Source organism: Burkholderia sp. MSMB1498 (genome assembly GCF_001526245.1).
Classification (GTDB): Bacteria; Pseudomonadota; Gammaproteobacteria; order Burkholderiales; family Burkholderiaceae; genus Burkholderia; species Burkholderia savannae.
The window spans coordinates 14,530-36,108 of the sequence record NZ_LOYJ01000035.1; the positions used below are offsets into that span (position 1 = coordinate 14,530).

Here is a 21,579-nt window from a genome sequence, read left to right on the forward strand (position 1 = left end):
CGACGGCGGCGACTGGAATTGCAATAATGATAACAATTCTCATTTACATTGCCACCCCGATCGGATCGACTTCTACCCCGATCGGTATGTGCGCGGAGACGATCACCGATGCCTGCTACCAGTCCTACGCATGCGACAACACCCGAAGTCGCGATATCGACGCTGCTCGCGGATTCCACGCCGCCCCCCGAATCCGCGCCCGACTGCCGGCTGCTGCGCGTCGCGTTGCAGGACGGCATCGACGTGCTCGTCTGGCAAGGCGAGCTGCGGCAGCCGGTCTCGATGAACCTTCGCGACGACTGGGGCCGCGTGCATTTCTGTTGCGCGCTGCAGGGCCGCTCGCGCTTCTCGATCGACACCGGCGTCCGCGAAACCGAGCATGTGCTGTCGGCGGGCACGGGATGCATCAGCTACACGCCCGATTGCAGCGGCCGCGCGATGCATGCGGGCCGAATCGAAAGCGTGACCGTGTCGATCCGGCCGGATCTCGTGCGCGAGCTCGCGCCCGATCTCGACACGGCGCTTCAGCGCAAGCTCGATTCGGCGCGCTGTTGCGCGCCATGCCGATGCGACGCCGAGATGCGCGCGACCGCGCAGGCGCTGAGCCATGCGCTGCAAGACAGGCATCGATGCGCGCAGGGCCGCTCGGGCCGCCCGTCGCTGTGGCTGCTCGGGCAGAGCCTCGCGCTCGCGAGCCTCGTGATCGAGGCGCACGGCGAGCCCGCGCAGCACGCGTGGCCGCTGCCGGCCGCGGACCGGCAAAAGCTGCTGCGCGCGCGCGATCTGCTGCTCGCGGATCTGAGCCGCGCGCCGACGATCGCGGCGCTCGCCAAGGAAACGGGGCTCAGCGTGCTCAAGCTCAAGCGCGGCTTTCGCCAGTTGTTCGATCACAGCGTCTACGGGCTCTTCCAGCATGAGCGGATGCACGAGGCGCGCCGTCGGCTGGCGTGCGCCGACATGCCGGTGATGACCGTCGCCGCCGACATGGGCTACGCGAACGCGAGCCATTTCACGGCGGCGTTCCAGAAGCAGTTCGGCGTCAACCCGTCGGCGTTCAAGCATCGCCGCTGACGATTCGTCCGGCGGCATCCGGGCCTTGCGCGATATCCGCACGGCGCGCTCTTTCGCGGCATCGCCCGTCGCTGTCCGCACCCCGGCTGCGCCCTCCCGCCCCCCCTCTTTTCGCCCGATGCAGATGCCGCGCCATCCGTGTCGGGCGAGCGTTTTTCGGCGGCGGCCGGATACCGATACGAGCGCAAATAAACCCGTTTCGGGTAGAGGCTCTAAACAATAACGCTTATCGTTCTCAATAATAAGAAGCACGACAAATCGAGGCAGCGCGCGTCGCACAGCGCCGTTGCACTCGGGGCAGGCAGACGATGGCTCGCCGATCCTCAAACGGATCTTTCAGGCGGCCGCCGATCGATTGCGCGTGTCGCCCGAAGGCCGCGCGCGGGTTCGTCTGTCCCGAGTCTTGTCGCTTGCGTGGCGTTACCGACGAGGGATTCATGAACGACTTCATCGACACCCGATCCTGGCCGCTCGTGTATCTGCACATGCCCGCGCAGGTGCCCGATACGGAGGCGGATGCACGGCTCGCGCAGTTCAAGGCGCTGTACGCGCGCGCCGAGCCGTTCGTGCTGGTGATGGACGGCGAGGAGCTGCCGCGTCATTCGCCGCGCTTCGTATCCGCGTATGTTCAATGGAGTCGCGACAACGCCGAGCAGCAGCGGCTGTGCGCCGGCGCGATCCGCATCGAGGCGGACGGCGCGCGGCGGCGCGTCTACGAAGACAAGGCCCGCGCGTGGGACCGCGCCGGGCATGCGCCCTACCCGTTTCGCATCGCCGCGACGCACGTCGAAGCGCGCGCACAGGCGCAGGCGTGGCTTGAACAGGGCGGCGGCCGCGCGCGAACGCCGGCCGCGCCGCGCGCCGCGCGCAGAAGTCCGTAGCGCAGCGAGAGCGAACGCCGCGCCGAGTTGACCGGCGCACGGCGCCGCACGTGCCGCGGCAGCCGACGCGCCTCGTCACGCGAGCGTTTCCGCCCCCCATCCGAATACCGGCGACCGCACGACGCGTCGCGCCATCGCCCGCCAACGGGCGGCGGCGCGACGCGCCGGCGGAGCGTCCTTGCGTTCCGGGATTTCGCATTCCAACCGACTCGAGAGCTTCATTCATGTCCGACCTTCACACGAGCCTCGCCTCCGATCCCGCCGCCGAAGCCGACCGCGTCGCGCTCGACGGCGCATCGCTGCGCGCCGAGCTTGCCGCTGAACTTGCCGCCGATCTGTCCGTCGAGCCCGAACGGCTCGACGCCGACGCGAACCTGCTGCAGCTCGGCCTCGACTCGATGCGCCTGATGGCGTGGCTGAACCGGCTGCGCTCGCGCGGCCATACGCTGACGCTGCGCGAGCTGTACCGCGAGCCGACGCTCGCCGGCTGGCTCGCGCTGATGCGGCGCAGCCCTGCGCGCGCCGTCGAGCGGCCCGCCGCGCCGCGCTCGTGGCCGACGATGCGCGACGGCGAAGCGTTCTCGCTGACGCCCGTTCAGCATGCGTATCTCGTCGGCCGCTCCGCGCAGCAGCCGCTCGGCGGCGTCGGCTGCCATCTGTATCAGGAATTCGACGGCGCGGGGCTCACGCCCGACAGGCTGGAATCCGCCGTGCGCGCGCTGATCGCCCGTCATCCGATGCTGAGCGTCGCGTTCCGCGCGGACGGCAGCCAGCAATGGCGCGCGCGCTCGAGCTGGCCCGGCGTCGCCGTGCACGACTTGCGCGAATGCGGCGAAGCGGCGCGCGACGCTGCGCTCGCCGCGTTGCGCGAACGCCTCGGCCATCGCGTGCTCGACGTCGAGCACGGCGAGACGTTCGACTTCCAGCTGTCGCTGCTGCCGGGCGGGCGGCATCGCCTGCACGTCGATCTCGATCTGCTCGTGCTCGACGCGGCGAGCTTCACGCTCGTGTTCGACGAACTCGCGGCGCTCGTCGGCGGCCGCGCGCTGCCGGACGTCGGCGGCGGCTACGACTTTCGCGGCTACGTCGCGCAACTGGCGCACGACGGCGCGGCCGCGCGCGACGCCGCGCAACGCTACTGGCGCGCGAAGCTGCCCGCGCTGCCCGCCGCGCCGCGACTGCCGCTCGCGCAGGAGCCCGAGCGCGTCGCGCCGGTGCGCTTCCGCCGCCGCCGCGCGGAGCTCGTCGACGCCGACTGGCGCGCGTTCAAGGCGCACGCGAGCGCATCCGGCGTCACGCCGACGATGGCGCTCGCGACGTGCTTCGGCGCGGTGCTCGCGCGCTGGAGCGGCGAGCCGCGCCTGCTGCTGAACCTGACGCTGTTCGACCGCGAGCCGCTCGATCCGGCCGTCGAGCGGATGATCGCCGATTTCACCAACATCCTGCTGATCGATCTGGCCGCCGAAGGCGAGCCGTTCGACGCGCTCGCGCGCGAGAATCAGGCGACCTTCGCCGACGCCTACGAGCATCGCCGCTGGTCCGGCGTCGAGCTACTGCGCGAGCTGCGCAAGGCGCAACGCCATCCGTACGGCGCGCCCGTCGTGTTCACGAGCAATCTCGGCCGGCCGCTGTACGGCCGCGACACCGCCGCGGCGCTCGGCGAGCCCGCGTGGGGCATCTCGCAGACGCCGCAGGTGTGGATCGACCATCTCGCGTTCGAGCACGGCGCGTCGGCGTGGCTGCAATGGGACAGCATCGACGCGCTGTTTCCGCCGGGCCTCGTCGACGCGCTGTTCGACGCGTACGTCGCGCTCGTGCGGCGCCTCGTGCGCGAGCCCGACGCATGGCGCAAGCCGCTGCCCGATCCGATGCCCGACGCGCAGCGCGCGGCTCGCGCGCGCGCGAACGACACCGCGCGGCCGGTGCCGGAAGGCTGCCTGCACGACGGCTTCTTCGACGCGGCCGCGCGCACGCCTGACGCCGTCGCGCTGATCCATCGCGACGCGCGGCTCAGCTTTGCGACGCTCGCCGAGCAGGCGCGCCGCTGCGCGGGCGCGCTCGCGGCGCGCGGCGTGCGCGCGGGCGACACGGTCGCCGTCAGCATGTCGAAGGGCGTCGGGCAGATCGTCGCGGTGCTCGGCGCGCTGCACGCGGGCGCGGTCTACGTGCCCGTGCCGCTCGACCAGCCGGACGAGCGGCGCCGCAAGATCTACGACGACGCGCGCGTGAAGCTCGTGCTCGCGTGTCGCGACGATCCGTCGGCGGTCGCGGCGGCGGACGATCCGGCGCGCTACCTCGCGTGGCAGGACGCGATCGCGGCCGACGCGCTGCGCGATCCCGTCGCGGTCGATCCGCGCACGCCTGCCTACGTGATCTACACGTCCGGCTCGACCGGCACGCCGAAGGGCGTCGTGATCCCGCATCGCGGCGCGCTCAACACGTGCGCGGAGCTCACCCGCCGCTACCGCGTCGGCGCGGGCGACCGTGTGCTCGCGCTGTCCGCGCTGCACTTCGATCTGTCGGTCTACGACATCTTCGGCGTGCTCGCGGCGGGCGGCGCGCTCGTGCTCGTCGACGAAGCGCAGCGGCGCGACCCCGCCGCGTGGTGCGAACTGATCGACCGCCATCGCGTGACCGTATGGAACAGCGTGCCCGCGCTGTTCGACATGCTGCTCACGTACGCCGACGGCTTCGCGCTCGGCGCGCCGTCGGCGCTGCGCATCGCGATGCTCTCCGGCGACTGGATCGGCCTCGACCTGCCCGCGCGCTACCGCGCGTTTCGCGCCGACGGCGAGCTCGTCGCGATGGGCGGCGCGACCGAGGCGTCGATCTGGTCGAACGCATACGACGTCGGCGACGTGCCGCCGCAATGGCGCTCGATCCCCTATGGCTTTCCGCTCGCGAACCAGCGCTACCGCGTCGTCGACGAGCAGCGCCGCGATTGCCCGGACTGGGTGCCGGGCGAGCTGTGGATCGGCGGCGAAGGCGTCGCGCTCGGCTACTTCAACGACGCCGAGCGAACGGCGCGGCAGTTCGTCGACGACGCGAACGGGCGCTGGTATCGGACGGGCGATCTCGGCTGCTACTGGCCCGACGGCACGCTCGAGTTTCTCGGCCGGCGCGACAAGCAGGTGAAGATCGGCGGCTATCGGATCGAGCTCGGCGAGATCGACGCGGCGCTCAATCGCATTGACGGCGTCAAGACCGGCATCGCGCTCGCGCTCGGCGAACGCGACAAATCGCTCGCCGCGTTCGTCGTGCCGTCGGGCGACGCGCTGTTCGACGAACGGCGCGCCGATCCGGCATGGCCGTCCGACTTTCGCGCATGGTTCGCGCCGCCGGACGCATCCGGCATCGCGCGAAGCGCCGATGCGGATGCGGATGCGAACGGCGACGACGCCCGCTCCGCCGATGTCGATGTCGATGTCGATGCCGACACCGGCGGCGACCCGCGCGCGAACGCCGCCGCCTGCGACGCCCCCGCCGCGATCGCGAAATCCGATGCGGACGTCGAGCGCCTCGTCGCCGATTTCCTGCACGACCATCTGCAACGCGAAGGCGTGAACTTCGACACGCCGCTCGACGTCGACGCGGCGCTCGCGCGATACGGCGCGCAGCCGGCGTGGCGCGCGCTGTTCGCACGCTGGCTCGCGCTGCTCGCCGCGCACGGCCGCGTCGCCGAAGAGCGCGGCGCATACCGCCGCGGCCCGCGCCACGACGGCGCGCGCCGCCGGCCGCGCGCCGACGATCCGCTGTTCACGACCGCGGACGCGCTGCTCGCCCACCACGACGCGCTCGCCGCGATCCTGCGCGGGCAACGCCCGGCGCACACGCTGCTCGATCACCCGTTCTGGTCGCCGGAATCGCTGCTGCTGCGCAGCGACGGCGCCGGACGGACGATCGACGCGCTCGCCGCCGCGCTCGCGGCGCTGTCCCGCACGCTCGCGCGGCCCGTGCGACTCGTCGAGACCGGCGCGCGCAGCGGCATGTTCGGCGAGGCGCTGCTGCGCCGTCTCGACGCGCGGCAGCTCACCTACACGGCTATCGACGCATCGCAGGACATGGTGCTGCGCGCCCAGGCGCGCCTCGCCGAATTCCCGCATGCGCAAGCGCGGCGCGCGGACCCCGCGGCGCTGAAGGACCTCGCGCACGCCGCCGACGCGATCTGGGCCAACAACGCGCTGCACCGCCTCGGCGAGCCCGCGCTCGGCGAACTCGCCGCGCTGGCCGCGCCGTCGGCGCTCGTCTACGTGACCGAGCTGCGTCGCGCGTCGGCGCTCGCGCTCGTCAGCGCCGACCTGCTCGCGCACGGCGCAGCCGCGCAGCACGGCCTGCGCGGCGCGCAAGACTGGCGGCGCGCGTTCGACGCGCGCGGGCTCGCGTGCGAGCAGGCGGACGACGTCGGCGCGCACCAGCGCTTCGTGCTGCGCGCGCCCGCCGTCGTGCGCACGCCCGATCCGCGCAAGCTGAGCGAAGCGCTCGCCGCGCAGCTGCCGTCGTACATGCTGCCGCAGCGCCTGCATTTCATCGACGCGTTGCCGCTCACCGCGAACGGCAAGATCGATCACAAGGCGCTCCTCTCGCACTGCTCACCCGCCGCTGCCGACGCCGCCGACGCCGCGCGGCAAGCGCCGCAGGGCGAAATCGAGACGGCCGTCGCCGACGTGTGGCGACGCCTGCTGCAGATCGATGCCGTGCATCGGCACAGCCACTTCCTGCAACTCGGCGGCGACAGCCTGCTCGCGACGCGCGTGATCGGCGAGCTCGATCGGGCCGGCTACGCGGCGCGGCTCGGCGATCTGTTCGACTACCCGACGCTCGCCGCCTTCGCCGCGACGCTGCGCCCGCGCGCCGAGCCGGCGGCCGCCGCGTTGCGGCGCGACGCCGCGTCGCGCTTCGCGCCGTTCCCGCTCACGAACGTCCAGCAGGCGTATCTGGTCGGCCGCCAGGCCGGCTTCGCGCTCGGCGGCGTCGGCTCGCACTTCTTCGTCGAATTCGAAGTCGAGCGGCTCGACGTCGCGCGTTTCGAGGCGGCGTGGAACCGCCTGATCGCGCGTCACGACATGCTGCGCGCGGTCGTGCGCGACGGCCGGCAGCAAGTGCTCGCCGACGCGCCGCCGTTCGTCCTCGCGCGCCATCGCGTCGCGAGCCTCGATGGTCCCGACGCAATCGCGCTGCGCGAGCGGCTCGCGCACCAGGTGCTCGACCCGGCGCGCTGGCCGGTGTTCGACGTGCAGGCGGCCGAAGACGGCGGCGCGCGCAGCCGGCTCTACGTATGCCTCGACAATCTGCTGCTCGACGGCCTCAGCATGCAGATCCTGCTCGCCGAGCTCGAACAGCTGTACGTCGCGCCCGATCGCGCGCTGCCGCCGCTCGAGATCGGTTTTCGCGATTACGTGACGCACGCCGCCGGCCGCCGCGCGAGCGAAGCGTCGCTCGCCTACTGGCGGCGCCGGCTCGACGATCTCCCGTGCGCGCCGCAACTGCCGCTTCGCCGCGCGCCCGGCGAAATCGGCACGCCGCGCTTCGCGCGCCTGTCGGCGCGGCTCACGCGCGCGCAATGGGACGCGCTGAAGGCGCGCGCCGGCGCGGCGAGCCTGACGCCGTCGGCACTGCTGCTCGCCGCGTACTCGGCCGTGCTGTCCGCGTGGAGCGCGCAGCGCGAGCTGTGCGTGAACCTCACGCTGTTCGACCGGCAGCCCGTCCATCCGCAGATCGAGCAGGTGCTCGGCGATTTCACGTCGCTGCTGCTGCTCGCGTGGCAGCCCGCGAACAACTGGCTCACGAGCGCGCAGCGATTGCAGCAGCGGCTGTGGCAAGACCTCGCGCACCGCGACGTGTCCGCGCTTTGGGTGATGCGCCAGCTCGCGCAGCGGCACGGCCGCGCCGCCGCCGAGATGCCCGTCGTGTTCACGAGCGCGCTCGGCTTCGAGCACGACCGCTTCCTCGCGCATGCGTCCTGGCTCGAACCGCGATGGGGCATCTCGCAAACGCCACAGGTCTGGCTCGATCACCAGGTGTACGAATCGGAGGGCGAGCTGCGCTTCAACTGGGATGCGGTCGAAGCGCTGTTCGAGCCCGATCGGCTGCGCGCGATGTTCGATCAGTACGTCGCGCTGCTGCAGCGGCTCGCGTCCGACGCATCGGCGTGGCGGCTGCCGCTCGACGTCCTCGTGCCGCGTGTCGGCCAGGCCGGCGCGCGGACGCCGCGCGGCGACGCGCCCGCCGCCGCGAACATCGCGACCGCGACGCACGCCGCGCGCTCGACGCACGCCGCCGCCGCGCCGATCGACGCAGCCCGCGGCGACACGCCCGTCGACGCCGCGCTCGTCGGCCGGCTGCGCCAGCACTTCGAGCAGACGCTCGGCCTGCCGATCGCCGCGCGGCAGAGCTTCTTCGAGGCGGGCGCGACTTCGCTCGAGCTCGTCCAATGGCACGTCAGGCTCCGGCACGCGGGCTACGCGTCGCTCGCGGTGACGGATCTCTTCACGCACGCGTCGCCGCACGCGCTCGCCGCGCATCTCGGCGGCGCGAGCGCGCCCGCCCCGGCCGACGACGCGAACCGCCGCGCGCGCCTCGATCAACGCAAGGCGAATCTGCAACGCCGGCGAGGAGCCGCCGCATGAAGCGCTATCTGCCGTACTGGTCGTACTACGCGCACCAGGGCATGGTCAGCGCGCTGACCATGCAGGGCGTCGTCGGCTACTTCCGGCATGCGGGCGCCGATCTCGCGCAACTGAGCTGGCTGTCGCTCGCGATGCTGCCGTGGGTCGGCAAGTTCCTGTGGGCGCCGTGGTGCGAGCGTCATGCACGGCCGCTGCGCGGCAACCGCTATCTCGGCAGCCTCGTCGCGCTGCAGCTCTGCATGGCCGCCGTCATCGCATGCATCGGCCTGTTGCCGCCGGCGCGTGCGGCCGGCGCGATCGTCGCGGCGCTGACGCTGCTGTCGCTGCTGTCCGCGAGCCACGGCATCTATGCGAACGGCATCGCGATCTGCACGACCGACGCGCGCAGCCGCCCGCTCGCGAACGTCGCGCAGGTCGGCGGCAGCTATCTCGGCATTCCGCTCGGCTCGTTCGTGTTCCTCGCGATCACCGAGCATGCCGGATGGCGCTACGGCTTCGCGGCCATCGCCGCGCTGTCGCTGCTGCTCGCGATCCCGCCGCTGCTGATCCGGCAGCCGATGCAAGCCACGCCCGCAGGCTCGGCGCGTCCGCGACTGCGGTGGCGCGATCTGCGCGGCATCGGGCCCGCGCTCGCGCTGACCGCGGTCTACCTCGTCGCGATGCGCGGGCTGATGGCGCTGCAAACCGTGCTGCTCGTCGACGCGGGGCTCGGCCTCAGCGCGCTCGGCGAAGTCGTCACGATCTACAGCACGGTCGCGAGCGGCATCGGCATCGCGCTCGGCGGCTGGGCGATGCGCCGCTTCGGCCCATGGCGCTGCGTGCTGCCCGTGATGCTCACGTTCCCGCTGATCGCGGGCGTGCTCGCCGCGGGCTATCCGCGTTTCGGCGTGCGCGAATGGACGCTCGCGTTCGGCGCCGTCAACGTCGCGGCGGCGATCGGCTTCGTCACGCTCTACAACGTGCTGATGGGGCTCACCCGCCCTCACCAGCCGGCATCCGACTATGCGCTGTTCCAGTCGACCGACATGGCCGTCGCCATGCTGATGTCGATGGCCGTGCTGCGCGTGAGCGACGTCACCGGCTATCGCCCGGTGCTCGCGTTGCTCGCCGCGCTGGCCGTCGCGAGCCTGTGGCCCGCGATCCGACTGTGCCGCCGGCTCGCGCGGCCTGCCGCGGCCGCGCCCTCACCCGCCGTTCACGAACCCTCTCTCGAAACCAGTCATGGATAAAGCCACCTCGTCCGCGCGCCCGGCCGCGGACCTCGACGCGCTGCTCGCGACGCACTACCCGCACGGCGAGCCGATCGCCGTGATCGGCCACGCATGCCGCTTCCCCGAAGCGGACGACAGCGACGCGTTCTGGCGCAACCTGCTCGCCGGCGCCGAATGCAGCCGCCGCTTCACGCGGCAGGAAATGCTCGACGCGGGCCTCGACGCCGCGACGATCGATGCGCCGAACTTCGTTAATGTCGGCACCGTCGTGCGCGACGCCGACGCGTTCGACGCCGCGCTGTTCGGCCATTCCCGTCAGGAAGCCGAATCGATCGACCCACAGCAGCGCCTCTTCCTGCAGATCGTCTGGCATGCGCTCGAGCACGCGGGCTACGCGCCGCGCAACGTGGCGCATCGCACCGGCGTGTTCGGCTCGGCGCGCGTGAGCACGTATCCGGGCCAGGAACCGCTGCGGATCGCCGAAGTCGCGCAGGTCAAGGGCCTGCAGTCGCTGATGGGCAACGACAAGGACTACGTCGCGACGCGCGTCGCGTACAAGCTGAACCTGCGCGGGCCGGCGCTCGCCGTGCAGACCGCGTGCTCGAGCTCGCTCGTCGCGGCGCACCTCGCATGCGAGAGCCTGCGCTCCGGCGAATGCGACATGGCGGTCGCGGGCGGCGTGGCCGTGTCGTTTCCGCAGCACGCGGGCTATCTGCATCAGCCGGGCATGATCTTCTCGCCCGACGGCCGTTGCCGGCCGTTCGACGCCGACGCGCAGGGCACGTTCGCCGGCAACGGCGTCGGCGCGATCGTGCTGCGCCGGCTCGGCGACGCGCTGCGCGACGGCGACCCCGTCGTCGCGGTGCTGCTCGGCAGCGCAATCAACAACGACGGCGACCGCAAGGTCGGCTACACGGCGCCGTCGGCGGCCGGCCAGCGCGACGCGATTCGCGACGCGCTGATGCTCGCGGGCGTCGACAGCACGCAGATCGGCCTCGTCGAAGCGCACGGCACCGGCACGCCGCTCGGCGATCCGATCGAACTCGAAGCATTGCGCGGCGTCTTCCATCGGGCGGACGAAGGGCCGCGCTGCGCGCTCGGCTCGGTCAAGGGCAACGTCGGGCACCTCGACACAGCCGCCGGCATCGCGAGCCTGCTGAAAGCCGTGCTTGCCGTCGAGCGGCGCGCGATTCCGCCGAGCCTGCATCTGCGCAAGCCGAATCCGGCGCTCGGCCTCGACGACAGCCCGTTTTTCGTGCCCACCGACGCGCAGCCGTGGAACGACGCATCGCGCGTGGCCGGCGTGTCGTCGTTCGGCATCGGCGGCACGAACTGCCATATGGTCGTCGCGTCGCTGCCGGACGCGCTGCGCGCGGCCGTCGGCGGCAATGGCGACGGCAATGGCAATGGCAATGGCGACATCGACTGCAATGGCGACGGCAAAACCGAAAGCGAAGGCGAAAGCGAAAGCGAGAGCGAAAGCGACGACAGCCACGCACAGCCGGACGCGGGCGCGGCGCTACTGCTGAGCGCGGCGAGCGAGCCGGCGCTGCAGCGCCTCGCGCGCAGCTATGCGGATGCGTTGAAGCGCGCGAACGCGCGCGACCTGCTCCACACCGCGCTGCACGGCCGGCAGCTCGATCTGCCGCACCGGCTCGCGGTGCCGTTCTGCACAGAGACGATCGCGGCGCTCGACGCGTTCGCGGCGGGCGAAGACGATGCGCTCGTCCATCGCGGCAGCGGCGAAGCCGGGCAGATGGCCTGGCTCTTCACGGGCCAGGGTTCGCACTGGCCGGGCATGGGGCAGACGCTCTACCGGCAGTCGAGCGCGTTCGCCGCGTGTCTCGATCGCTGCTTCGCGGCCTGCGACGGCGAACTCGACGTCCCGCTGCGCGACGCGATGTTCGGCGAGCGCGGCGATCTGCTCGAACGGATGGACTACGCGCAGCCCGCGATCGTCGCGTTCGAACTCGCGATGGCCGCGCACTGGCGGGCGCTCGGTCTCGAACCGCAGCTCGTGATCGGCCATTCGGTCGGCGAATACGCGGCCGCGGTCGTCGCCGGGCATTACGAGATCGAGCAGGCGATGCCGCTCGTCCGGCTGCGCGGCGCGCTGATGCAGCGCTGCGCGCAGGGCGCGATGCTCGCCGCGTTCGCCGGCGCCGACGCGTTGCTGCCGCTCGCGGCGTGCGCCGGCGTCGACGTCGCCGCGTACAACGACGAACGCCATCTCGTGTTCTCCGGCCGAAGCGATGCGATCGACACGCTCGCGGCCGATCTCGTCGCGCGCAACATCCGGCACGCGCGGCTCGCGGTGACGGGCGCCGCGCATTCGGCGCTGCTCGATCCGGTTCTCGACGCGTTCGAGCGCGCGACCGCGCAGCTGAATGCCGCACCCGGCCGCGTGCCGCTCGTGTCGACGCTGCTCGGCGGGCCGATCGATGCGCACGGGCTCAACGCGCGCGACTACTGGCGGCGGCACATGCGCGAGCCGGTCCGTTACGCCGACGCGATCCGTCACGCGCTCGCGCAGGGCGCGAACGTGTTTCTCGAACTCGGGCCGGATGCGCAACTGACGGGCATCGGCCTGCGCGGCGCGCAGCCGGGCGCGCGCTGGATCGCGAGCGCGCGGCGGCGGCAGCCCGCGCTCGCGCAAACGCGGCAGGCGCTGCTCGAGCTCTATGCGGCGGGCGTCGCGCTGCCGTGGGCGAAGGTGCTGCCTTCGTCCGGCCGCAAGCTGCACGCGCCGCGCTATCCGTTCGATACCGAGCGCTATTGGCGCGACGCGCGGCCGGCAGCGGCCGCCGCACCGCCCGCCGCGCACGGCGGCGATTTCGATCTCGCGCTCGCCGAAGGCCGGCGAATCGCGGCCACGGCCGCCACCTCGCTCGATCTGCCGCGCCTGCAACGGCTCTACGATTGCGTCACGCAGTTGCATGCGATCTACGTCGACCGGCTCGTGCGCCGCTGCGTCGGCGAGCGCTTCGACGAAGGCGCGAGCGCACTCGGCATCCTGCGCGCGGGCCGTCTGCTGCCGCGTCATCGCCAGTTGCTCGTGCGGTTGCTGAACGCATGCGTCGAAGACGGCTACTACCGCCGCGACGGCGACCGCTACGCCCCCGCGCTCGCCGTGCCGCACGCCGATCGCGACGCGCTGCTGCAAATCCTGCGCGAGTGCTGCGAAGGCTTCGACGCGATCGCCGACACCGTCGCGCGCGCCGGGGACAGCCTGTACGCGATGATGCGCGGCGACATCGAGCCGATCGCGGTGATCTTCCCGGACAGCGCGTCGAGCGGCGTCGAGGTGCTGTATCAGGAATTCAGCTTCGGCCGCTATTTCAACCAGATCGCCGCGGGCGTCGTCGCGGGGCTCGTCCGCGAGCGGCAGGCGGGCCGGCGCGCGCATCGCCCGTTCCGAATCCTCGAAGTCGGCGGCGGCACGGGCGGCACAACCGCCTGGCTGCTGCCGGAGCTCGACGGCGCGCCGAACGTGCGCTACGACTTCACCGACATCTCGCCCATCTTCACGCGGCGCGCCGAGCAGAAATTCGCCGCTCACGGATGCGTCGACTATCGCGTGTTCGATTTGCAGAAAGATGCGCAAACGCAAGGCTTCGAAGCGGGCGCATACGATCTGATCGTCGCGGCGAACGTGATCCACGCGACGCAGCACGTCGGCCGCACGCTCGCGAACCTCGCGCCGCTGCTGAAGCCGGGCGGCCGCCTGCTGATGCGCGAGATCACGCGGCCGATGCGGCTCTTCGATTTCGTGTTCGGCCCGCTCGTGCTGCCGCTGCACGACGAGGACGCGCGCGGCGGCGAGCTGTTCCTGTCGACCGCGCGCTGGAAGGCGCAATGCGTCGAGGCGGGCTTCGAGCGCGTCGACTGGCTGCCGGACGACGGCGCGCCGACGTCCGGCATCAGCGAGCACATCGTGCTCGCGAGCATGCCGGGCCGCCCGGCGAGCGCCGCCTCGTGGCTCGACGAAGACGCCGATCCGCTGGTCGGCCAGCCGCTCACCGACGACGGCGTCTATCTCGCCGACTGGTCCGATTGCGCGGGCGAGCGCGACGCGTGGCGGCAACGGCTCGCGCGCAGCGCCGCGGAACTGGCGGCCCGCCACGGCGGCGGCCGGGCGGCTCCGGCGATTCGTGCGCCCGAATGCGCGCCCGCATGGCTCACGCTCGTGCGCCTGCGCTGGTGCGGCAGCCTGTTCGGCGCGGCGCGAATCGCGCTCGACGCGCGCGACGAGGCCGGCGCGTGGCGGCCGCTCGACGCCGACGCCAATGCCGACTCCGGCCATGGCCACTCCGGCTCCGACGCCCGCGACCTGCCCGCGCCGCAGCCGGCGCGCGACACGCATTACGGCTGGCGCTGGCGGCCCGTGCCCGACGCGTCGCCGGATGCGAGCGACATCGCCTTGCACGCCGAATCCGCGCCGCTCGCCGACACGCTGCGCGCGGCGGGCGTCCCGGTCTCGCCGAGCGCCGAGTGCCGGCTGCTCGTGCTCGACTCCGACGCGCATTCGCCGCACGAGGTCGCCGCCGCCTTGCTCGACGCGCTGTCCGATGCAAGCCGTGCGCCGCTCGTCGTCGTGACGCGCGGCGCATGGAAGATCCGCGCCGACGATCCCGTCGCGCCCGCCCATCGCGCCGCCTGGGGGCTGCTGCGCGTCGCGGCCGCCGAGCAGCCGGACCGTATGCTCGCCGCGATCGATCTGCATCCGCACGCCGCATGGCGCGATCTGCCGCCGGCGCTCGGCGCGCTCGGCGCGCTCGGCCACGGCGCGCGCTGGCTCGCGGTCCGCGACGGCCGCGTGCATGCGCCGTCGCTCGCGGCTCAGCCCTACGCCGCGCCCGCGTTGCCCGCCGGCGGGTTCGCCGACGAACGCTGGCACGTCGTCACCGGCGCGTTCGGCGGCCTCGGCCGACTGAGCGTGCGCTGGCTCGCGCGCCACGGCGCGCGCCGCATCGCGCTCGTCGCGCCGCGCGCGCACGACGACTGGCCCGCGTTCCAGCGCGAAATCGCCGCGCAGCATCGAGGCGAATTGCGCTGGGTGCGCTGCGACGTCGCCGAGCCCGCGCAACTGGCGGCGGCATTGCACGCGCTGCACGCTGACGGCGGCGTCGCGGGCGCGATTCATGCGGCTGGCATCCTCGACGATGCGCCGCTCGCCGCGCTCGACGCCGAACGCGTCGCGCCCGTGCTCGCGCTGAAGGCCGACGCGGCGCGCGTGCTGCGCGACTGGCTCGGCGCGCACGGCGCGCGCTATCTGGTTTGCTATTCGTCGGCGGCCGCCGCGCTCGGCGCGCCGGGGCAAGGCGCGCACGCGCTCGCGAGCGCGTATCTCGACGGGCTCGCCGACGCGCACGCCGGCGACGAAACGCCGAGCGTGATCTCCGTTGCATGGGGCGCGTGGGGCGAAGCCGGCCGCGCGGCGCAATCCGCGTTGCAGCGCAAGCTCGCGGAAAACGGAATGGGCGTGCTGTCGACCGCGGAGGGCCTATGGCATCTGGAACAGGCCGTGATGCGCGGCGCGCCGTACCGGCTCGCGATGCGCGTGCTGCACGAGCGGCTCGACGCCGGCCGCCGCGCGCTGTTCGGCACCGACGCCGATCAATCGCCCGCCCGACTCGCGCGCAACCCGGCAGCGGGGGTTTCCGCCGAATCCTGCGCACCGGCCGCCGCCGGCGCAACGCTCGCCGCCGAGCGCCCCGATCCGCGCGACGTCGAGGCCGTCTGCCGCTGGCTGACCGCGCGCATCGCCGCGCAACTGAAGCTCGACGACCTCGCGCAGCTCACGCCGACACGCGATCTGCTGAAGCTCGGCCTCGATTCGCTGCTGTTCCTCGAATTGCGCAGCGCGGTCGAGTCGCAGCTCGGCGTGAGGCTCGACGCCGAGCGCGCGTACCGCGATATGACGGTCGCCGGAATCGGCCGCCTGATCGCCGAATCCGCGCCCGCTGGCGCCGGCGCGCCCGATCCGGCCGCGGGCATCCTCGTCCACGATCCCGCGAACCGCTTCGAGCCGTTCCCGTTGACGCCGATCCAGCACGCGTACTGGCTCGGCCGCACGGATCTGATCGCGTACGGCGGCGTCGCATGCCACGTGCTGTTCGAATGGGACATGCGGCACGACACGTTCGACCTCGCGCGCTTCGAGGCCGCGTGGAACGCGCTCGTCGCGCGCCACGACATGCTCCGGATGATCGTCGACGCCGACGGCCGCCAGCGGATTCTGCGCGACGTGCCCGCATACCGGCCGCAGCGGCGCGACCTGACGCGCGCCGCCGCCGACGAGCAGGCGCGCGCGCTCGAACGCACCCGCGACGAGCTGTCGTACCGCGTGCTGCCCGCCGACCGCTGGCCGCTCTTCGAGCTCGTCGTGACCGAGCTGGACGACACGCGCTACCGGCTCCACATGAACCTCGACCTGCTGCTGTTCGACGTGCAGAGCTTCAAGGTGATGATGGACGATCTCGCGAGCGCGTATCGCGGCGCGGCGCTCGAGCCGCTGCAGATCACGTTCCGCGATTACGTGCTCGCCGAGCACGCACGCCGCGACGCGCCCGACTGGCAGGCATCGTGGCGCTACTGGCAGCGCACGCTGCCGCAATTGCCGCCCGCGCCCGTGCTGCCGCTCGCGCCCGCGCGCGCCGACGATGCGCGGCCCCGCTTCACCACGTATCAGGCGCGCCTCGCGCGCGCGGACTGGGACACGCTCAAACGCGAATGGCAGCGCTGGGGCGCGACGCCGTCGGCCGCGCTGCTCGCGCTCTTCGCGCACACGCTCGAACGCTGGAGCCGGCATCCGGACTTCACGCTGAACCTGACGTTCTTCAACCGGCGGCCCGACCATCCGCAGGTCTCCCAATTGATCGGCGATTTCACGTCGGTGCTGCTGATCGATTTCGCGCTCGGCGGCGGGCCGACGCTGCGCGACACGATCGAGCGCACGCAGCAACGGCTCTGGCAGCGCCTCGCGCACAGCCAGGTCAACGGCATCGAGCTGATGCGCGAGCTGTCGCGCGGCCGCGCGCACGATCCGCGCCGGCCGCTGATGCCGGTCGTGTTCACGAGCATGCTCGGGATGTCGCTCGACGGCCTGAGCATCGACCAGGCGATGACGAGCCTGTTCGGCGAGCCCGTTCATGTGTTCACGCAGACGCCGCAGGTCTGGCTCGACCATCAGGTGATGGAAGTCGACGGCGATCTCGTGTTCAGCTGGTACTGCATGGACGACGTGCTCGCGCCCGGCGCCGCGCAGGCGATGTTCGACGATTACCGGTGCCTGCTGCGCGGCGCCGCCGCGCAACCGGAGCGGATGATGCAGCCGGGGCTCGCGAAGCTGCGCGACGACGGCGCATGGGCGGATTTCGAACGTCGGCGCTGGCCGCTGCATGTCGGCAACGCAGGCGATTCGGAAGACCCGGTCGACACCGGCGTCGATCTGCGCGACATCGAGGACGCACTGCGCGCGCAGCACGGCGTGGCCGACGCCGACGCCGCGCTCGCCGAGGACGGACGCACGCTCGACATCGTCGTCTGCGCTGCGCACGCATGCGGCGCGCCGCCGCCGTCGCTCGACGCGCCGCTGGCGTTGGCGTCCGCGCTGCCGATGCTCGACGCCGCTCAGCTCGCGGAAATCGACGCGACGTGGCGCTGGCTCGAAGCGCGCGCGCTGCACGGCATCGCCCGGACGCTGAATCGCCACGGCCTGTTCGCGCAAGCCGGGCAGCGCCACGATCTCGACGACGTGCAATCGCGCCTGCGCGCGCTGCCGCAGTATCGCCGGCTGGCGCGCCAATGGCTGATCGCGCTCGCCGAGCGCGGCTGGCTGCGGCGCGAAGGCGACGCGTTCATCTGCGAGCGCGCGCTCGATGCGGTTCCCGATGCGGCCGAAGCGCTGCCGCAAGCCGACTGGAGCCGCGCGCTCGGCGCGTATCTCGACGCATGCATCGCGCGCCACGACGCGTTGTTCGACGGCACGCAAGCGCCGCTCGCGCTGCTGTTCGACGACGACGATGCGGTCACCCGCGCGCTGTACAGCGACAATCCGGCGATCGACTGCCTGAACCGAAGCGCCGCGCAGATCGCGCGCGCGCTCGGCGAGCCGGCGGGCGGGTTGCGCGTGCTCGAAGTCGGCGCCGGCACCGCGGCGACGACACGCCATCTCGTGCCCGCGCTCGACGGCCGGCTGCACGGCTACCGCTTCACCGACGTGTCGACGCTGTTCCTCGACGCCGCGCGCGAACGCTTCGCCGATCACGCGAAGCTCGACTACGCGATCTTCGACATCAACGCGCCGGTCGATTTCGATGCGCATCCCGAAGCGGGCTACGACGTCGTGGTCGCGGTCAACGTGCTGCACGACGCGAGCGACGTCGTGCGCTCGCTGCGCCGCCTCGGGCGCTTGCTGAAGCCGGGCGGCCGCCTGCTGATGATCGAGGCGACCGAACGCGACAGCGCGCTGCAGATGGCGAGCATCGGCTTCATCGAAGGCCTGAACGGCTACGAAGACTTCCGCACGGCCGACGACAAGCCGATGCTCGATCTGCCGTCATGGCGCGACGCGCTCGGGCAGGCGGGCTTCACCGTCGAGCTCGCGTGGCCGGAGCAGGAACGCAGCCCGCTGCGCCAGCATCTCGTGCTCGCGCGCGCGACGCACGTCGGCCGGCTCGAGCCCCGTGCGCTCGAACGCGAGCTGCGCGCGCGCTTCGGCCGCGCGCTGCCGCCCGCGCGCATCCGGCAATGCGAGCGCATCGATCGATATGCGGACCGCGTCGCCGAGCGGCATCGCGAAGCGGCCGACGAAACGCCGGCCCGCGCGGCGCGCGCGCCCGTCGCGCCGCCGCGCGACCCGCACGCACAGGCCGCGCTCGAGCGCAGCGTCGGCGAAGCGTGGCAGGCGCTGCTGAAGTGCCCGATCCATCGCGACAGCGACTTCTTCCAGTCGGGCGGCGACAGCCTGATCGCGACGCGCATGATCGCGCAGCTCAATCGCGGCGGCATGCGCGGCGCGAGCCTGCAGGCGCTCTTCGCGCAGCCGACGCTCGGCGCGTTCTGCGCGACGCTGACCGCGCCGCCGGCGACCGAAGCGCAGGCGGGCGACTGCGTCGTGCCCCTTGCCGAAGGACGCGATCCGGCGCGCGTGTTCGTGTTCCACGCGTCCGACGGCGAGCTCGCCGCGTACGTGACGCTCGCGCGCCGCCTCGACTGCCGCGTCCACGGCCTGCGCGCGCCGGACGCCGCGCTGCCCGCCGATCTCGGCGCGCTCGCCGGCCGTTACGTGCAGGCGATGCGCGCATCGCAGCCCCACGGGCCGTACACGCTGATCGGCTGGTCGTACGGCGCGACCGTCGCCGCCGAGGCCGCGCGCCTGCTGCACGCGCGCGGCGAGACGGTCGAACTCGTGCTGCTCGATCCCGTGTGCCGCGACGATTTCCGCCACGCCGATCGCGCATCGCTGTTGCGTCTGCTCGCACGAGGGCGCGTCGCCGTGCCGCTGCCCGACGATCTCGAACAGCGCGACGCGGACGAGCAGACCGCATGCTTCGTCCACGCCGCGCAGGCGGCCGGGCTGCTGCCCGAACGCTCGAACGCCGCCGACGGCGAGCGCTGGCTCGCACGCATCGGCGATCTGCTCGGCCTGCTCGCGCGCCACCCCGCGCCCGCCCCGCTGCCGATCCGCTGCCTGTGGATCGCCGCCGCGCATCGCCCGTCCGTCTGGCAGCCGGCCGAGCGCGACTGGCACGGCTGGGGCGCGCACGCGCAACGCCACACGCTCGACGCAGACCATTGGACGCTCGTGATGGACGACGCACGAGCGCAACATGTCGCCGCCCTGTTCCGGCAGTGGCGCGACGATCATCGCCGCCCGCAGGAGAAAGTCGCATGAAATCCACTCACGCGCGCAACAGGCGCGTACTCGTCGCCGGCGCGAAATTCGGCGAAACCTATCTGAACGCGTTTCTCGCGCCGCAGCCGGGGCTCGAGCTCGCGGGCCTCCTCGCGAACGGCAGCCCGCGCGCGCGGCAACTGGCTCACGCGTTCGGCATTCCGCTCTACACGTCGATCGACGAGGTGCCGGGCGACATCGACATCGCGTGCGTGGTCGTCCGCTCGACGGTCGTCGGCGGCGCCGGCACGTCGCTCGCGCAGGCGTTCCTCGAACGCGGCGTGCACGTCGTGCAGGAGCATCCGCTGCATCCGGACGACATCGCCCGCCTGCAACGGCTCGCCGCGCAACGCGAATGCGCGCACTGGGTCAACAGCTTCTATGCGCACACGCCGGCCGGCCGCTGCTGGATCGATCGCGCGCGGCGCGTGCGGCATGCGCTCGGCGGCGAGCCCGCGCATTTCGCGCACCTCGCCACGAGCCGGCAATTGCTCTATTCGTCGCTCGATCTGCTGCTGCAGGCGAGCGGCGCCGTCGACGCGACCATCGACGGCGCCGCCGACGACGATCCCGCGTTCCGCACGCTGCGAATCGGCCTGCCCGGATGCCGCGCGACGCTGCGCTTGCAGACCTATCTCGATCCCGACGATCCCGATCTGCACAGCCTCGCGATGCATCAGCTCACGCTCGGCTGGCCGTCCGGCTATCTGTCGCTCGAGGCGAGCTACGGCCCGGTCGTCTGGACCGCCGCGCTGTACGACCCGCGACATCGCGACAGCCAGCGCAGCGCGTACCGGACGACGGGCGCCGACGGCGCGCATCTCGACCTGCCGCCCGCACTGCCGCTGCATCCCGCGCCGGCGAGCTGGCGCGACGCGCTCGAGGCCGACGGCCCCGCGGGCGTCGCGCACGTGCTGCACGCGCTGCGCCGGCATCTCGACGGCGCGCCGCCGCCCGCCGCGTTCGACGCCGCCTATCAGCTCGCGCTCGCCCGCGTCTGGCAAAAGGCGCTGCAATGCGCGGGCCCCGCGCGCGAGCGCAGCGTCGCGCCGCCGCCGGCGATCGATCCGCGCGCGCTCGTCGACGCGCAATCCGACGAGCAGGTGGCGGCATGAACGAGCGGCGGATGCTGCGCCCATGGATCGCGTCGCCGGAGCCGGCCGCGTGGCGGCTCGTCATGTGCCCGTTCGCGGGCGGCAGCAGCAGCGCGTTCCGCGACTGGCGCCAGGTCGACGATTTCGGCGTCGACGTCGCGCTCGCGATCTATCCGGGCCGCGACCACCGGATGCGCGAGCCGGCCGCGGACGACATCGGCGGGCTCGCCGATCAGCTCGCCGACGAGTTGATCGACACGCGCGCGTCGCCCGGCAAGCTGATCCTCGCCGGCCACAGCATGGGCGCGCAGGTCGCGTTCGAAACCTGCGAGCGCCTCGAGCGGCGCGGCGCGCCGCCGTTCGCGCTCGTGCTGTCCGGCTGCCACGCGCCGCACCTGCAAGGGCGGCGCCTGCTCAGCCATCTCGACGACCGCGCGTTCGTCGATCAGCTCGTCGAGATCGGCGGCAGCGACCCGACGCTGCTGTCCGATCCGTCGCTGCTCGCGATCTTCCTGCCGATGCTGCGCGCCGATTTCCGGATCACCGAGGCCTATCGCCGCCCGCCGCATGCCGCCCGGCGCCGTATCGACACGCCGACGCTGCTCGTCTACGGCAGCCGCGACGCCGAGGCGTCGCGCGACGAAGTCGCCGCGTGGCGCGACTGGCTCGCTCACGCGGACGAGCCGATCGCGATGCCCGGCGACCACTTCTACGCGACCCGCAGGCCGCGCGCGTTTCTGCAACAGATCCTGCGCCGGCTCGAGTCGACTTCCGCATGTGTGTGACCCTCAGAGAAGC

At 72.5% G+C, this 21,579-nt stretch carries 7 protein-coding genes; all 7 read left to right on the top strand.

Features of this window, described 5'->3' with window-relative positions; genetic code table 11:
* The first annotated feature begins 108 nt into the window (after positions 1-108).
* The 7 genes from WS91_RS07120 (at position 109) to WS91_RS07150 (ending at position 21,566) form a co-directional block, all read left to right on the top strand.
* A complete protein-coding gene (locus WS91_RS07120) occupies positions 109-1,071 on the top strand; it encodes a helix-turn-helix transcriptional regulator (protein ID WP_038755258.1) in 963 nt (320 codons plus the stop codon).
* 437 nt (positions 1,072-1,508) lie between these two features.
* Positions 1,509-1,952: a hypothetical protein gene (locus WS91_RS07125; protein ID WP_038755257.1), complete on the top strand. Its 444-nt coding sequence runs from the start codon at positions 1,509-1,511 to the stop codon at positions 1,950-1,952.
* Positions 1,953-2,176: 224 nt separating this feature from the next.
* A complete protein-coding gene (locus WS91_RS07130; RefSeq protein ID WP_059669998.1) occupies positions 2,177-8,578 on the top strand; it encodes a non-ribosomal peptide synthetase in 6,402 nt (2,133 codons plus the stop codon).
* A complete protein-coding gene (locus WS91_RS07135; RefSeq protein ID WP_059669999.1) occupies positions 8,575-9,807 on the top strand; it encodes an MFS transporter in 1,233 nt (410 codons plus the stop codon). Before WS91_RS07130 ends, WS91_RS07135 begins: the two co-directional genes overlap by 4 nt.
* A complete protein-coding gene (locus tag WS91_RS07140; RefSeq protein WP_059670000.1) occupies positions 9,800-19,687 on the top strand; it encodes a type I polyketide synthase in 9,888 nt (3,295 codons plus the stop codon). Before WS91_RS07135 ends, WS91_RS07140 begins: the two co-directional genes overlap by 8 nt.
* On the top strand, positions 19,684-20,802 hold the full coding sequence (locus tag WS91_RS07145; RefSeq protein WP_059670001.1) for a Gfo/Idh/MocA family oxidoreductase: 1,119 nt from the start codon (positions 19,684-19,686) through the stop codon (positions 20,800-20,802). Before WS91_RS07140 ends, WS91_RS07145 begins: the two co-directional genes overlap by 4 nt.
* Positions 20,799-21,566, top strand: coding sequence for a thioesterase II family protein (locus WS91_RS07150; RefSeq protein ID WP_038755252.1), 768 nt, complete (start codon positions 20,799-20,801; stop codon positions 21,564-21,566). Before WS91_RS07145 ends, WS91_RS07150 begins: the two co-directional genes overlap by 4 nt.
* The last annotated feature ends 13 nt before the right edge of the window (positions 21,567-21,579 follow it).

Bases quoted from the DNA above. Each gene is read 5' to 3' on its own strand.
- WS91_RS07120 (WP_038755258.1), top strand. From the start codon at position 109: ATGCCTGCTACCAGTCCTACGCATGCGACAACACCCGAAGTCGCGATA.
- WS91_RS07125 (WP_038755257.1), top strand. From the start codon at position 1,509: ATGAACGACTTCATCGACACCCGATCCTGGCCGCTCGTGTATCTGCAC.
- WS91_RS07130 (WP_059669998.1), top strand. From the start codon at position 2,177: ATGTCCGACCTTCACACGAGCCTCGCCTCCGATCCCGCCGCCGAAGCC.
- WS91_RS07135 (WP_059669999.1), top strand. From the start codon at position 8,575: ATGAAGCGCTATCTGCCGTACTGGTCGTACTACGCGCACCAGGGCATG.
- WS91_RS07140 (WP_059670000.1), top strand. From the start codon at position 9,800: ATGGATAAAGCCACCTCGTCCGCGCGCCCGGCCGCGGACCTCGACGCG.
- WS91_RS07145 (WP_059670001.1), top strand. From the start codon at position 19,684: ATGAAATCCACTCACGCGCGCAACAGGCGCGTACTCGTCGCCGGCGCG.
- WS91_RS07150 (WP_038755252.1), top strand. From the start codon at position 20,799: ATGAACGAGCGGCGGATGCTGCGCCCATGGATCGCGTCGCCGGAGCCG.